Below are 14,741 nucleotides of genomic sequence, written 5' to 3' on the forward strand. Positions count from 1 at the left end.
AAATTCTAACCCGCTACCATGCGGGTTTTTTTATCACTAAATTTTGCAATACAAGATTAACAGGAATTAAAAACATGAATAACGTAAACACTCTTACACATCATTGGTGGTGGCGCCTGGCATAGCGGGACGGTAATGGTCTATCTATAATTTAGACATCGTTATTCAAACCCCGCACTGCTTAGCATTGCGGGGTTTTATTTTTTAGGGGATGAGGTTTGATTTTTAGTCATATAACAACAACACCAGGTGAAGTGACCAGCATAACGCAAGTACGAGACTACATAAGTAGCCCACTTGCATTGTATGCCACACTTGATAAACCTAACTCACTATTACTTGAATCTGCAGAGATAGATTCTAAAGATAGCGTAAAAAGCTTAATACTCGTTGATTGTGCACTGCGTATTGTCTGCCAAGGCAATCAAGTGAGCGTAACAGCACAATCAAATAACGGGCAGCAGTTACTCAGTTATTTACAAGCTAATGTAAAAAACTGCGCATCACAGTTATCCGATACCACACTAACACTGGCGTATCACCCAACAGATGACACAATAGACCAAGCCAGTAAGCTGATTGCAGATAACGCTTTTAGCGCATTACGCACCTGTTTAAACAGCATTAAAAGTACCACTAACAATCCATTCTCGGTGTTTTTAGGCGGTGTATTTGCCTACGACATGGTGGCTAATTTTGAACAGCTAACCGATGTACCCGACGGGGAAAACACCTGTCCAGACTATGTTTTTTATTTAGCAGAAACTCTGGTTGTTATTGATCATCAAAAACAAACAACGGAATTAATTGGTAACGTATTTAATGGCCCTGATGTACATGCAAACTGCTTTGAAGTAGGCAAACAATTAGAGCGCTTGAATACATTATGCGACCATGCTGCTGATTTCAGCGCACCAAGCCAAACTGGCGACTGCCCAGTGAGTGTTGATATTAGTGATGAGCAATACTGCCAGCAAGTAATTAAGCTCAAGCAACACATAGTCGATGGCGATATTTTTCAAGTGGTGCCCTCTCGTACCTTCTCACTACCCTGTCCTGACTCTTTACATGCCTACAGCCAGCTAAAAAAACAAAACCCTAGTCCGTACATGTTTTATATGCGCGATGAAGATTTCTCATTATTTGGCGCATCTCCTGAGTCCGCGCTTAAATACGAAGTTAAATCCCAACAGGTCGAGGTTTATCCGATTGCCGGCACACGCCCTCGCGGCAAATTTGCTAATGGACAAATCAACCCTGATTTAGATAGCCGTATTGAGCTTGAGCTTAGAAACGATCAAAAAGAACGTGCAGAGCATTTAATGCTGGTTGATTTAGCGCGTAATGATGTGGCGCGCATTAGCATGCCGGGTACGCGCCATGCCAAAGAGCTATTAAAAGTAGACCGTTACTCACAAGTAATGCACTTAGTGTCGCGCGTGGTGGGGAAATTAAAACCCGAACTAGATGCCCTACATGCTTATCAAGCCTGTATGAACATGGGCACATTAGTGGGCGCGCCAAAGGTAAGAGCTGCAGAGCTTGTGCGCCAAACCGAAGGAAAGCGCCGCGGCAGTTATGGCGGCGCAGTTGGCTATTTAACTGGTGATGGTGCAATGGACAGCTGTATTGTTATTCGTGCAGCCTTTGTTAAAAATAATATTGCTTATGTGCAAGCTGGCGCTGGGGTTGTGTTTGATTCAGACCCAATGTCAGAGGCTAACGAAACCCGCGCTAAAGCACAGGCAGTGATCACCGCGATTAAATCGACATATGAGGCTGTATAAAATGAGTGAAGCACACCCTATTAAAATTTACTTTTTAGATAACTTTGACTCATTTAGCTATAACCTTGTTGATGAACTAACAATGCTAGGTGCTGAGTTAGTTGTTTACAGAAATAACATTAGCGCTGAAGTAATATTCAACAAAATGCAGGCAGAGCACAAGCAGGTATTACTGGTTTTATCGCCAGGTCCAGGGGCACCCAGTGATGCGGGCTGCCTAATGGAATTAATTAGCTTGTGCAAAGGTAAATTTCCAATGCTAGGCATTTGTTTAGGCCAACAAGCACTAACACAAAGTTATGGCGGAGTAATCGGTCATGCTGGTGAAACCGTACATGGTAAATCATCAATTATTGAGTTAGACGATCACCCGGTGTTTAACGGAATGGGCAGCACTATGCCAGTGGCGCGTTATCACTCATTAATGGCCACAAAAGTACCTGATAACTTAGCGGTTATTGCAAAGTATCAAGATATTCCAATGGCTATTTATCATCATCAAGACACTGCGCTGGGTTATCAATTCCACCCAGAATCTATTTTAACGCCCAATGGCGCTATGCTGCTGCAGCAAAGCGTTGCCTATTTAACGCGTGCCAAATAAAGGGAACATTATGACTACACAATTACAAAACTCGCTTAATGTTCAACAGGCTATTGAGCACGTTATTGCCAAGCAATCATTGAGCTATGCACAAGCAAAAACACTTTTTGATCAAATAATGCAAGGGAATATGAGCGATATTGAGCTCTCTGCACTGTTAATTAGCCTTAAAATGAAAGGTGAAATAAGCGATGAAATCGCCGGTGCCGCGGCCTCAATGCGTGAAAACGCCGTGGCATTTATAACCAATAAAACTCAACTTGCCGATAGCTGTGGTACCGGTGGCGATGGTTCGAACACTATTAATATCAGTACAACCGCGGCAATTGTGGCAGCCGCTGCCGGTGTTAATATGGTAAAACATGGCAATCGCAGTGTATCGAGTAACTCAGGGTCTGCTGATTTACTCAAAGCCTTGGGGATCAATATTGATATGACTCCCACGCAAGCGGCTAAATGCCTTGAACATACAAATTTTACCTTTTTATTTGCACCGCACTATCACAGCGGCGTGCGCCATGCGATGAATGTACGAACCACCTTAAAAACTCGTACTATTTTTAATATTCTTGGGCCGCTAGCTAATCCCGCGGCCCCAGATGTTCAATTACTGGGGGTATACGATGAATCTTTGTGCCTACCTATGGCGCAAACTCTTCATACTCTGGGCACTAAGCGCGCTATGATAGTTCACGGCTCTGGCACCGACGAAATCGCCTTGCATGGCCCAACACAGGTTGTTGAGCTGGATAACGGCAAAATCACCCAATACACACTCAATCCTAGTGATTTTGACCTTGCAAACTATTCACTTGAACAATTAGCCGGTGAAGGCCCACAATACAATGCAAACGCCAGCCTTGCCATTTTACAGGGCAAAGGTAGCGAGGCACATAACGCCGCTATTATTGTTAACGTTGCTGCATTGCTGTACTTAACTGGCCAAGCACAATCGTTAAAACAAGGTGCACAAATAACACACTCATTATTACGTTCAGGCAAGGCCATGGACACACTAAATGCAATTATTGAGGTAAGTCATGGCTAATGTATTAGACAAAATTATTGCCGATAAAAAAATAGAACTCATTGAACGCAAAGCAGCGCGCCCACTTGAGAGCTTTAAGCATCAAGCTAAACCCACCACACGTAGCTTTTATCAAGCGTTAGCGGCACCTGGCACGCAGTTTATTTTAGAGTGCAAAAAGGCATCGCCTTCTAAAGGGTTAATTCGTCAGCCGTTTGATTTAACAGAAATCACCCAAGCGTATAAGCAGTATGCCACTTGTATGAGTGTATTAACTGACGAAAAGTACTTTCAGGGTAGCTTTGATTACCTTGAGTTTGTGCGCAGCCAAGTAGAGCAGCCACTTATTTGTAAAGACTTTTTTATTGATGAATACCAAGTCTATATGGCACGTATTTATGGTGGTGATGCTATTTTACTGATGCTATCAGTGCTTGACGATAAGCAGTATAAAGCACTGCATGCCGTCGCCGATTCGTTAAATATGTCGGTACTAACTGAGGTGAGTAACGAAGAAGAAGTGCATCGTGCACTGGCACTCAATGCACAAATAATAGGTATTAATAATCGTGACTTGCGCGATTTAAGCACCGACTTAGCCACAACCGAACGACTACGTAAACTTATTCCTAACGATAAAGTGGTTATTTCAGAGTCAGGTATTTATACCCATCAAGATGTAAAACGTTTAGCGCCTTTATGTAATGGATTCTTAATTGGCAGCTCATTAATGGCTGAGGCTGATTTATTACAAGCGTGCCGCCGCGTAATCCTAGGCGAAAACAAAGTCTGTGGATTAACCCGTAATCAAGATGCCATTGCGGCTTACGACAACGGTGCCCTTTATGGCGGATTAATTTTTTATCCAAAATCACCGCGCTTTGTCGATTTAGATTGCGCCAAAGAAATCAGCCAAAGTGCCCCTTTAAAATTTGTTGGGGTGTTTGTTAATGCCGCCATAGCAGAGGTTGCTGAGCACGCTAAACAACTAAAACTGTCTGCTGTTCAATTACATGGCCAAGAAGATGAACATTACATTGCATCCTTACGTAATGAACTACCACGTCATTGTGAAATATGGAAAGCACAGGCCATCAAAGATGCTTTACCACAACCGATTACAGGAGCCGATCGCCATTTATACGACACCCACAGTGATTCACAGGCTGGCGGCACAGGCAAAACATTTGATTGGTCGGTACTTCGCGATGCCACGACCCCATTTATGCTTGCTGGCGGCTTAAACCCAGACAATATTAGCGATGCACTTTTTCAAGGTGCTCTTGGGCTTGATTTAAATTCAGGTGTTGAAGAGTCTCCAGGTAAAAAGTGTGCAAACAAACTACATCATGCTTTTACAAGTATCAGAAATTATTGAGGTTAAAATGCAAAATCCAGCTTATTTTGGCGAGTTTGGCGGTATGTTTGTACCCCAACTGCTTGTCCCTGCGCTTAAGCAGTTAGAAAACGAATTTAATAAAGCACAAAAAGATCCTGAATTTCAGGCAGAGCTAAGTAAATTACTCAACGAGTATGCGGGTCGTCCTACCCCGCTTACTTTAACGCGTAACTTAGTTAAAAACCCAAAAGTAAAACTGTACTTAAAGCGTGAAGATTTACTCCACGGTGGTGCGCACAAAACAAACCAAGTTTTAGGCCAAGCACTACTTACCAAACGTATGGGTAAAAAAGAAGTGATTGCTGAAACAGGCGCCGGCCAGCACGGCGTTGCAACGGCACTTGCCTGTGCGTTACTTGGACTAAAATGCCGCATTTATATGGGTGCAAAAGATGTTGAACGCCAACAACCAAATGTATTTAGAATGAAGCTAATGGGCGCTGAAGTTATTCCGGTAACCGCAGGCTCGGGTACATTAAAAGATGCGGTTAACGAGGCACTGCGTGATTGGTCTGCCAATTATCAAGAGGCTCATTACCTTTTAGGTACTGCAGCGGGTCCTCACCCATTCCCGACTATTGTACGTGAATATCAAAAAATTATTGGTGAAGAAGCAAAACAACAAGTACTTAAAGCCGAAGGCCGTTTGCCTGATGCGGTTATTGCGTGTGTAGGTGGTGGGTCTAACGCAATTGGTATGTTTAGCGATTTTATTGATGAGCCAAGCGTTAAACTCATTGGCGTTGAACCTGCAGGTAAAGGGTTAGACACGCACGAACATGGCGCAACTATCTGTAAAGGAACAAAAGGTATTTTGCACGGTACTTACACTTATATTATGCAAAATACAGATGGCCAAATTGAAGAGTCTTACTCTGTATCGGCGGGACTAGATTACCCCGCAGTTGGCCCTCAACATGCCTTTTTGCACGAAACTGGCCGTGCTCAATATGTCGGTATTACCGACACCAAAGCACTTGATGCCTTTCAAGCATTAGCTAAACACGAAGGGATTATTCCTGCGCTTGAATCAAGTCATGCGCTAGCCTATGCCCTCGAATATGCAGAAGAGCAAACGCAAGACAGTATCATTGTTATTAATTTAAGTGGTCGTGGCGACAAAGACTTAGCCCACGTACACAAGGTATTATCAGAGGAAGGTCAACTATGAGCCACGTAAAAACTGACCGTTATGGACAAATGTTTGCCGCGCTTAAAGAGCAAAACCAGGGTGCTTTTGTACCGTTTGTGACCATTGGCGATCCAGGTAAAGCGCAAAGCATCGAAATTATTAAAAGCTTAATTGACGGCGGTGCTGACGGGCTTGAATTAGGTATTCCTTTTTCCGACCCGATTGCCGATGGCCCTGTCATTCAAAAAGCCAATATTCGTGCCTTAAACGTGCATATTAATACGCAAGACTGTTTTGATATTATTAAAGAGATCCGTGAATATAACGCCGACATTCCAATTGGTTTGTTATTGTATTCAAACTTAATATTTAAACGTGGCTTAGAAAAGTTTTACACCGATGCAAAAGCAGTGGGTGTTGACTCTATTTTAGTGGCTGATGTGCCATTACATGAGTCTAAAATGTTTAGAAAAGCCGCCATGGCCAATGGTATCGACCCGATTTTTATCGCTACACCGAACGCCAGTGACGATACCCTGCGTGAATGTGCATCATACGGCCGTGGCTACACCTACTTGCTTTCTCGTGCTGGGGTAACAGGTACAGACACCAAAGCACAAATGCCAGCAACCCATGTGGTTACGCGCTTACAAGAGTACCACAGTGCACCTGCATTATTAGGCTTTGGTATTTCAACGCCTGAAGATGTAAAAGCGGCACTTAAAGCCGGTGCTGCGGGGGCTATTTCGGGCTCTGCTGTGGTAAAAATTATTGAAGCAAACTTAGATGATTTAGATGCAATGACCACGCAGCTAAAAACATTTGTAAGCGATATGAAAGCCGCTACTGCACTTTAATAGCAAGCTGTGTTTTATCATTATCAATAAAAAAGGGCATGTAATATGCCCTTTTCTATTTAAAAGCCCACAGCTAATGCGCTTGGTGCTTACCTTCAAGTATTTCTTCAATAAATTTTGCATTAAATGCATCTAAATCTTCAGGGCTGCGGCTAGTGACTAAGCCGTTATCAACACACACCTCTTGATCTACCCAATGAGCTCCGGCGTTAATTAAATCGCTTTTAATACTAGGGAAAGAAGTCACTTTTTTATCTCTGAGCTTATTAATTTCAGCTAATAACCACGGCGCGTGGCAAATAGCGGCCACGGGTTTGTTTCTCTTAGCTCCAAAAAAGCCATCAACAAACGCTTTGGCATCTTTATTTTGACGTAAGCTATCGGGATTAAACAAACCACCTGGCAATAAAAGTGCATCATAGTCAGCGGCATTGGCATCTGATGCTAATTTATCAACGGTTACTTTTTCACCCCAATTATCTTTATTCCAACCAGTGATCTGCCCTTCTTTAATAGACACCACCTCTATATCGGCGCCCGCCTTTAGTAATGCGCTTTGCGGCGAAAGTAGCTCGCTTTGTTCAAATCCATCGGTGGCTAAAATGGCAATTTTTTTACCTTGTAAACGGGTGCTGCTATGTAAATTACTCATTAAATACTCCTTATCTTATTTTTGATACACAGAGCAGTTTGCATACCACATACCAAAAATAACATACTGATAATATTGGCGTTTTATATAAGGAGATTAGAGTGCTATGTAAATTATTTACAGTGGTTGCAGATACTACACGACCACTTAGGAATAATAAAAATAGCCTGCAAGGTACATGCTTTGTTTGAATAACAAAACTCCCTTACAGGCATTGACAATTAAAGGCTGTCTTTTAACGCTTTGGCTGGCTTAAATACGGCTTTATTAGCCCCTTCTATTTCTATTGCTTCGCCGGTTTGTGGATTACGACCTGTACGGGCTGGGTAGTAACTTAATGCAAAAGTGCCAAAACCAGATATTTGTACCTGATCGCCTTCAGACAATGATTTGGTAATCACCTTTTGTAAGCTGGTTAACGCTGCTTGTGCGTCTTTTTTTGTTAACTCGCTCGTGTGTGCCATGGCTGTAACAAGTTCTGCCTTATTCATTTTTTGCTCCTAAATACACGCGCTGGCTTTAGCCAACTAGCGTGGCAATACAATGATGTAAAAATAAAAGCAGGCAGGCTAAGGGTTACAAGGGGGTAAGTCAACCTTAACCAAGCCCAAAGTGCATAAGGGGTAATGAGTGGCGTTAAATATAATCAGCTTGGCTGTTTTATAGTCATAAAGATGACTTAATCGCTTGCTAAAGTGAAATAAAAATCACCGTGAGCAAACGTGAACGCTAATCAATACCGCTGGTTTGAATTTACCTTTATTTTTATCATCCTGCCTTTAATTGGCTTTAATATTCGCCAGTATTTATCTAACTGGCTTATTCCAGCACTGATCATTTTAATGAGTGTGTGCTGTATGCTGCTGCTAAACGACATTCACTTTAAGCGCATTAGATTAACCAGTATGGGGCACTTTTCTGCTGTGAAGCGCCGCATGTTTAGCTTTTTCTTTATTGGCGCATTATTTTCAGGGGTGTTTTATAACCTACTCTACCAAGGACACTGGTTTACTTTACCGCGTGAAAACCTCACCGATTGGCTGATGCTATTGCTGCTCTACCCTTTGTTGTCGGTGATCCCGCAAGAGTTAATATTTAGAACGTATTTTTTTCATCGCTATAAGCGCATTATGCCCAGTAAATGGTTGCGCATTATTATTAGTGCCAGTGTATTCGCATTGGCACATATTATATACGCCAATTGGATAGCTGTTAGTTTAGCGTTTGTCGGTGGCTTACTATTTGCCTATACCTACGCGCAAAGCCGCTCAACTTTTGCCTGTGTTATTGAGCACAGCTTATGGGGTATTTGGATGTTTACCCTAGGGATTGGTGACTACTTAGATTCGGGTGCACTGAATTAACTAACCGCAACAAAAAAGCCGCGACAAGCGCGGCTTGATTAAATTAAGTTTAATTAAAAACCAAAAATACTGATATTAAAAAACTTGGTCGCAACGGTGTTTACAAAAATAAGCAGTAAAATCGCTGGAATAAACGTTTGCAGTGAAAAGTTAACGTACTTTTCCATAAAGCTATTCGCATAATTAGGCGAACCTTGTCTTAGCTCTTCACTTAAACGAACCTTCTTCCATTTATACATTACAAACAAACACACCATTAAACCATTGAGTGGTAAAATAGTGTCGTAGAACACGTCATATACAATATCAAAAAAGCTCTTGTTACCACTGCCGTAGCTAGTAAGGGTTGTGAGGCTGTCAATCATACCAAACGACATAATACACATAATGGTTAACACACCGGTTGATAAGGTAAGTATGCCTAGCGCTTTTTTACGGCTAATACCTTTACGGTCACTTAGTGTGGCAGTCGGCACTTCGACAATCGATACCAATGATGTAATTGCGGCAAAAAATACCAGCAAAAAGAAAATAAACGCCACGGCAGAGGCACCAAAGTAGCCAATATCGTGTTGTAACGCTAATAATATTTTTGGTAAGTACACAAAAATCATTGAAACTGACGAGTCAGATAACTTTGTTGGATCGGTATTTGGGTCAAAGCTAAAAATAGCCGGTAACACCATTAAGCCTGCAACAAAGGCAACTAATGAGTCGGTAATGGCAACCATTTTCGCACTACCCACAATGTCATCTTTTTTAGAAATGTAAGAGGCATACGTAATTAAAATACCCATACCTAACGACAACGAGAAAAACGCTTGGCTCAATGCGCCATTAAGAACACTGGCATTCATTTTACTAAAATCAGGAATGATATAGTACTTTACACCCGCCATTGCGTTATCAAGGGTGAGTACGTAACCCACTAATATAATAAGCATGACAAATAACGCCGGCATCAAAAATTTAGCCGCTTTTTCTATGCCATCTTTTACGCCACCGACCAATATTAAGTTAACAATCACCACAACCAGTGCCATGTAACCAAACACCGTGTAGCTATTAATAAACTCATCAAAGTGCCCAGGGTTTGCCAACTTATCCAAATTACCAAATGCGGTTTGGCTTAAGTAACCAAAAATCCACACTGTGATCACCATGTAAAAAACGGCAATCATAAATGGCGTTAACACGGCTAAAAAGCCAGCAAACTTCCATTTTTTGTCGTTATTGGCTAACGCCTTGTATGCACCAAGAGGATCTTTTTGTGCGTGGCGACCCATAGCCATTTCGGCCATCATGACGGGTAAACAAATGAATGCGACGAACAAAGCATAGACGAGCAAAAATGCACCACCGCCATTCTTAGTCGCAGAAACTGGAAAGCCTACTAAGTTACCAATGCCCACAGCAGAACCCGCCGCTGCTAATATAAATCCTAAGCGGGAGCTAAAGTGCTCTCTATTTTCACTCATGTAATAACCTTGTTATTATTTATTTTATCCAAGGGACTCTACCAGTGTTACACAACGCTTTTCAAGCAATTACCGCGTAAAAAAACATTCTTGCTGTAAACATCGCCATAAACACTTTTAATTCACCAATTATCAACGCTATGCTAGTATGCAGTTAATTAAATTTAACAAATTTTGAGAGTATTTTTATGTTGTATATGATTTATTCAACGGACGTCCAGAACAGCTTAGAGCACAGAAAAGCCGCTCGCCCTGCTCATTTAGCACGTTTACAAACGCTAGAAAACGAAGGCCGACTATTAACAGCCGGCCCCCTTCCAGCGGTTGATAGTGAAGACCCTCAAGATGCAGGCTTTACTGGCTCTTTAGTGATTGCTGAATTTAACTCTTTAGAAGATGCCAGAGAATGGGCCGCAGATGATCCTTATGTTGCGGGTGGCGTATATGAAAACTCAATCGTTAAGCCATTCAAAAAAGTGTTCCCTGCTTAATATCAATGTGGGATCCCCTGTTTAACTGCAACCAGTAATTCAGGGTTTGTTCACTCATTTTTAATTAGACTTTGTCTTATAAAATTTAAATACCCAGTAGAGTATTTAAATTTTAGTGGCTTAGTTTTTAGGCTAAGCAGGTATGTTCTAGGAGTTTCGTAATGCGTGTATTATTAACACTCAATTTAATCGCTGTTTTTTGTTTGGCTAGTTTTGCCCATGCAAATAATACTAACAGCACACCCGATAAAATTGAGATAAGCAAAAAGAAAGCAGTAATACTTGCAAAACAAACCACAGACGGTACAACATTAAAAATCTCTGAAGAAACACAATTTTATACAGTACGAATTTTAAAAGCTGACGGCCACGTCGTCGATTTGAAGATAAACAAAAAAACTGGCGAAGTGAAAAAGGATTAACCAATGCGAATTTTAGTAATAGAAGATGATCTACATTTGGCAGACAATCTGCGCAATGCATTAGAAAAAGAGCGTTACAGTGTTGATTTATGTCACGATGGCGAAGCGGGCCTTTTTCATATAACAGAATACCCTTTAGACATGGCGGTGGTTGATTTAGGTCTGCCTAAAATAGACGGCATTGAGCTTATTAACAAAGCCCGTGCCCAAGGCATCACTATCCCTATTTTAATCTTAACGGCACGCGATCGCTGGCAAGACAAAGTTGAAGGCCTAGATGCCGGCGCTGACGACTATCTTACTAAGCCATTTCATGTTGAAGAACTCATTGCTCGCTGTAATGCGCTTATTCGTCGAAGTGCAGGTAAAGCAAACCCAGAAATGACAGCCGGCCCTATTAAAATTCATACGCGTTCACAACAAGTGTGGGTAAATGACAAAGAGCTGAGCTTAACCGCATACGAGTATAAAGTACTTGAATACTTAATGGTTAACCCGCAAAAAGTAATTTCAAAGTCTGAGTTAACAGAGCATATTTATGACCAAGATTTCGATCTTGATTCAAACGTCATTGAAGTGTTTGTACTGCGTTTACGTAAAAAGCTCGACCCAGACGGTGTGCTTAACCCAGTAGAAACGCTGCGTGGGCGTGGTTACAGGCTTAAAAGCCAGTGGTAGCACCGCAGATTTCGTTAAAAATAAGGCAAGGATTTATCCTTGTCTTTGTTTTATTAGTCGCCTTACCTATTTTGTTTTACTCCATAGGTAAGGCGTATTACGCGTCACTTGTTGATGCCACCGAAAAAAACCTCGAAGCGCACCTGTACTCACTCATCTCCGAGGTTGATTTTACAGAGCGCGGTATTATCATGCCCAGCTCTATCTTAACGCCCGAACTCAACAACTTAAATTCTGATACTTATGCCATGATTTACCGTGACGATGTGCCTATTTGGCATTCTGAGTCTGCGGTTAACGTTAATTTTGTACCTCAGTATATAGAGCCCAAAGCCGGTGCCGCAGATTTTAGACGCGTGGTTTATAACAACACCGCCTATTGGCAGTTAAGCTTAACGGTCATTCTTAATAATATTGACCAATCAGAACAAGCACGATTTATTTTACTAAAACGCAACGATGCCCTACTGCGTTTAATGGACGGGTTTAAACAAACCTTAGTCGATTGGATGTTTATAATGGGGATTGCCATTGCAGGGTTAATGGCTATTGGTTTTATTTGGAGTGCAAGGCCGCTGCAGCGCCTAGATAAAGAAATAAAAGCCATTGAATCGGGTGATATTCAAGAAATTAAAGGCTTATACCCCGTTGAGCTACAAACAATAAAAGCCGACCTCAACCTATTGTTAGAGTCGCAGCAACGCCAAAAAGAGCGCTACCGCGCCTCACTCAGCGATTTAGCACATGCACTTAAAACGCCGTTGGCGGTATTAAAATCAAGCCCACTGGCCAACGATGCCGACGCACAAGAACAACTCGACAGAATTAATGTGATGATCGAGCACCAATTAAAACGTGCTGCTACTGGGGCTTCCGATACATGGAAAAAGCAAACCCCCATCAAACCGGTTATCGACTCTATCTTAAGTGCAATGGGTAAGGTTTATCGCGATAAAGACATCATATTTAATTGCAAAGTGAGTGATAAAGATTACTTTTTAGGCGATAAAACCGATTTAATGGAGTTATTAGGTAACTTAATAGATAATGCCTGCAAAGCCTGTCGATCCCAAGTAAGTATTGACGTTTCACAAGCTAAAACGCTCAGCATTAGTATTTGTGATGACGGCCCCGGTATTCAACCAGATAAACGCGAGTCATTGCTTCAACGCGGTACTCGCCTTGATACTTACGAGAGTGGCCATGGTGTTGGCATGGCGATTGTATCTGACTTGGTGAAGTCGTATCACGGGTTGTTAACTATTTCTCAGTCGCAACGTTTGGGCGGCGCAAAATTTATTCTCGAGTTTAATTACCATGAAAAAAAGTAAGTATATCCTTTGTTTTACTCTAGCCTTGTTATTTGCTTGGGCTGTTCCAAGCGTTGCAGCGCCGCAAGAATGCACACTTGAAAAGAACGCCCTACCCGAACAAATCAAAGCATATACACAATGTTTAGATGCCAAATTAAATACAGTACAGCAAGAACAAGATAGCTGGATCCAAAAGCGTACCTTTGAACTATCGGCATTAGAAAGCGAAACCGGCAACACCCAAATTTTGTCATTATTTAAACTAAGTATTAACGCAAAAGACAACTACATTCAAAGAAGCTGCCAATGGCGCTACATGCTAAAACAACCTAATGCACAACAAGCCGTTGTTACCTACAAAGAGTGTGAAATAGCAATGACCGAGCAGTTTATTCAGCAGCTTAAAATGGGGCTTTAATTAGTTTATAGGTAAGCGATGTGTGCTTAGGTTTGGTTTGATTTGGTAATTAAGTGAATAGTTTATTGGTGTTTTGGGAACTGCAGCCTTAAAGACTGCATTTTTGTAGTTATATAGTTTGCAATGTGATTACTCTGACCATACCGCAAATTCATTTCCATTAGGATCGCTGAAGTGAAATCGTCTACCACCGGGAAATGAAAATGTAGGCTTAATTACTTTGCCTCCAGCTTTTTCAATTTTATTTTGAGTCACTTCAAGGTCATTACTGTATAACACAATTAACGGGCTTCCGTTTTTTAGTAGAAACAACCAAGTCAGATTTAAAGAAACCACCATCAACCCCTTGTGCGGTAAAACTACAATATTCTGGGCCATAATCTACAAATGACCAGCCAAACACCGTTAAATTAGAACACGCTTTTAGCGAAGTGAAAAACCTCTCCAACGGCTGGCATATAAGCGCTAATTACCAAGTGAGTACGCAGCACTTTACTTGCGAACAGTTACTGTTGGCGTTACCCCCTAGTATGATCAGCCAGCATTTAACTCCGCATTTATGGGCTGATAATGTTTTAACACAGCGTTTAGCGTCGGTGCCTACGTGGATGGCAGGCCAAGCAAAGTTTGTTGCCACCTTTGAGCACGCTTTTTGGCGAGATAAAAATTTATCTGGGCAATGTTTTAGCCGTGTAGGCCCATTGGTAGAAATACATGATGCCTCAGCAAGTGATCATGCTCATCCTCCTCTATTTGGCTTTATTGGCGTGCCTTACTTACAGCGAAGTCAAGTAACTCGCGAGCAATTAAGCCAAGCCTGCCTTGATCAGCTTGGCTATTTTTATGGTGAGCAGGCTTATACTGCCACTGATTGCACGATAAAAGATTGGGCTGAGGATGAATTTGTGGCCAACAAGGATGACCAACTAGGTGTATCGCAGCATCCTGAATTTAATTTTTCAGGGCTCAGCGAGCAACTTAAACAGCTGACAGTGCATTTTGTGGGGAGTGAGTTTGCACAACAGGAGGCTGGCTATTTAGAGGGGGCTATAAACGCCGTAGATAGCGCCTTAGCTAATTTAATAAATACTTAATACCTTACAAAGGCGTGCTTAGGCA

Annotated in this window: 15 protein-coding genes and 2 pseudogenes; 13 read left to right on the forward strand and 4 right to left on the reverse strand. The window is 41.8% G+C overall.

Annotation, left to right across the window (positions count from 1 at the left end; genetic code table 11):
* Window positions 1–218 precede the first annotated feature (218 nt).
* The 6 genes from MTN97_RS03315 to trpA are packed head-to-tail and all read left to right on the forward strand — an operon-like array spanning window position 219 to window position 6,806.
* Window positions 219–1,787 carry an anthranilate synthase component 1 gene (locus tag MTN97_RS03315; protein WP_248473687.1) on the forward strand — a complete coding sequence of 523 codons (1,569 nt, stop codon included), beginning with the start codon at window positions 219–221 and terminating at the stop codon, window positions 1,785–1,787.
* Between the two features lies 1 nt (window position 1,788).
* Window positions 1,789–2,391 carry an aminodeoxychorismate/anthranilate synthase component II gene (locus MTN97_RS03320; RefSeq protein ID WP_013465081.1) on the forward strand — a complete coding sequence of 201 codons (603 nt, stop codon included), beginning with the start codon at window positions 1,789–1,791 and terminating at the stop codon, window positions 2,389–2,391.
* Between the two features lie 10 nt (window positions 2,392–2,401).
* On the forward strand, window positions 2,402–3,439 hold the full coding sequence (trpD, locus tag MTN97_RS03325; RefSeq protein ID WP_028835139.1) for an anthranilate phosphoribosyltransferase: 1,038 nt from the start codon (window positions 2,402–2,404) through the stop codon (window positions 3,437–3,439).
* Window positions 3,432–4,796 carry a bifunctional indole-3-glycerol-phosphate synthase TrpC/phosphoribosylanthranilate isomerase TrpF gene (gene trpCF, locus MTN97_RS03330; RefSeq protein WP_214551978.1) on the forward strand — a complete coding sequence of 455 codons (1,365 nt, stop codon included), beginning with the start codon at window positions 3,432–3,434 and terminating at the stop codon, window positions 4,794–4,796. Before trpD ends, trpCF begins: the two co-directional genes overlap by 8 nt.
* A 7-nt stretch (window positions 4,797–4,803) precedes the next feature.
* Window positions 4,804–5,988: a tryptophan synthase subunit beta gene (gene trpB, locus MTN97_RS03335; RefSeq protein ID WP_036983443.1), complete on the forward strand. Its 1,185-nt coding sequence runs from the start codon at window positions 4,804–4,806 to the stop codon at window positions 5,986–5,988.
* Window positions 5,985–6,806 (forward strand): tryptophan synthase subunit alpha, encoded by an 822-nt coding sequence (gene trpA, locus MTN97_RS03340; RefSeq protein WP_028835137.1) that lies wholly within the window; start codon window positions 5,985–5,987, stop codon window positions 6,804–6,806. The genes trpB and trpA overlap by 4 nt, the downstream gene beginning before the upstream one ends.
* 73 nt (window positions 6,807–6,879) lie before the next feature.
* On the opposite strand, the gene MTN97_RS03345 is transcribed toward trpA, so the two are convergent.
* Both MTN97_RS03345 and MTN97_RS03350 read right to left on the reverse strand, forming a co-directional pair.
* Entirely contained in the window at window positions 6,880–7,458 is a 579-nt protein-coding gene (locus tag MTN97_RS03345) for a type 1 glutamine amidotransferase domain-containing protein (protein ID WP_248473688.1), read from the reverse strand.
* 221 nt (window positions 7,459–7,679) lie between these two features.
* On the reverse strand, window positions 7,680–7,949 hold the full coding sequence (locus MTN97_RS03350) for an HU family DNA-binding protein (RefSeq protein ID WP_036954530.1): 270 nt from the start codon (window positions 7,947–7,949) through the stop codon (window positions 7,680–7,682).
* Window positions 7,950–8,180: 231 nt separating this feature from the next.
* Here MTN97_RS03350 and MTN97_RS03355 point away from each other — a divergent pair, with 231 nt between their 5' ends.
* Window positions 8,181–8,822, forward strand: coding sequence for a CPBP family intramembrane glutamic endopeptidase (locus tag MTN97_RS03355; RefSeq protein ID WP_036982473.1), 642 nt, complete (start codon window positions 8,181–8,183; stop codon window positions 8,820–8,822).
* A gap of 53 nt (window positions 8,823–8,875) precedes the next feature.
* Here MTN97_RS03355 and MTN97_RS03360 read toward each other — a convergent pair whose 3' ends face one another.
* On the reverse strand, window positions 8,876–10,300 hold the full coding sequence (locus MTN97_RS03360; RefSeq protein ID WP_036982471.1) for a sodium-dependent transporter: 1,425 nt from the start codon (window positions 10,298–10,300) through the stop codon (window positions 8,876–8,878).
* Window positions 10,301–10,488: 188 nt separating this feature from the next.
* Between MTN97_RS03360 and MTN97_RS03365 the strand changes: the two genes are divergently transcribed.
* The 5 genes from MTN97_RS03365 (at window position 10,489) to MTN97_RS03385 (ending at window position 13,622) form a co-directional block, all read left to right on the forward strand.
* The gene (locus MTN97_RS03365; RefSeq protein ID WP_016900387.1) at window positions 10,489–10,791 is read left to right on the forward strand and encodes a YciI family protein; all 303 of its coding nucleotides are present in this window, start codon (window positions 10,489–10,491) and stop codon (window positions 10,789–10,791) included.
* A 161-nt stretch (window positions 10,792–10,952) separates the two neighbouring features.
* On the forward strand, window positions 10,953–11,213 hold the full coding sequence (locus MTN97_RS03370) for a PepSY domain-containing protein (protein WP_036982469.1): 261 nt from the start codon (window positions 10,953–10,955) through the stop codon (window positions 11,211–11,213).
* A 3-nt stretch (window positions 11,214–11,216) separates the two neighbouring features.
* On the forward strand, window positions 11,217–11,891 hold the full coding sequence (locus MTN97_RS03375) for a response regulator transcription factor (RefSeq protein WP_008109187.1): 675 nt from the start codon (window positions 11,217–11,219) through the stop codon (window positions 11,889–11,891).
* Window positions 11,885–13,222 carry an ATP-binding protein gene (locus MTN97_RS03380; RefSeq protein WP_028835133.1) on the forward strand — a complete coding sequence of 446 codons (1,338 nt, stop codon included), beginning with the start codon at window positions 11,885–11,887 and terminating at the stop codon, window positions 13,220–13,222. Before MTN97_RS03375 ends, MTN97_RS03380 begins: the two co-directional genes overlap by 7 nt.
* Window positions 13,209–13,622: a hypothetical protein gene (locus tag MTN97_RS03385; protein ID WP_036982467.1), complete on the forward strand. Its 414-nt coding sequence runs from the start codon at window positions 13,209–13,211 to the stop codon at window positions 13,620–13,622. The genes MTN97_RS03380 and MTN97_RS03385 overlap by 14 nt, the downstream gene beginning before the upstream one ends.
* A gap of 129 nt (window positions 13,623–13,751) precedes the next feature.
* Here the strand turns inward: MTN97_RS03385 and MTN97_RS03390 are convergent.
* A pseudogene (locus MTN97_RS03390) lies at window positions 13,752–14,082 on the reverse strand (VOC family protein).
* Between MTN97_RS03390 and MTN97_RS03395 the strand changes: the two are divergent.
* Window positions 14,018–14,716 (forward strand): annotated as a pseudogene (locus MTN97_RS03395) (FAD-dependent oxidoreductase); the annotation flags it as partial. The pseudogenes MTN97_RS03390 and MTN97_RS03395 sit on opposite strands and share 65 nt — an antisense overlap.
* Between the last annotated feature and the right edge of the window lie 25 nt (window positions 14,717–14,741).

It is taken from the genome of Pseudoalteromonas sp. 2CM36K (assembly GCF_023161865.1).
Lineage (GTDB): Bacteria > Pseudomonadota > Gammaproteobacteria > Enterobacterales > Alteromonadaceae > Pseudoalteromonas > Pseudoalteromonas tetraodonis.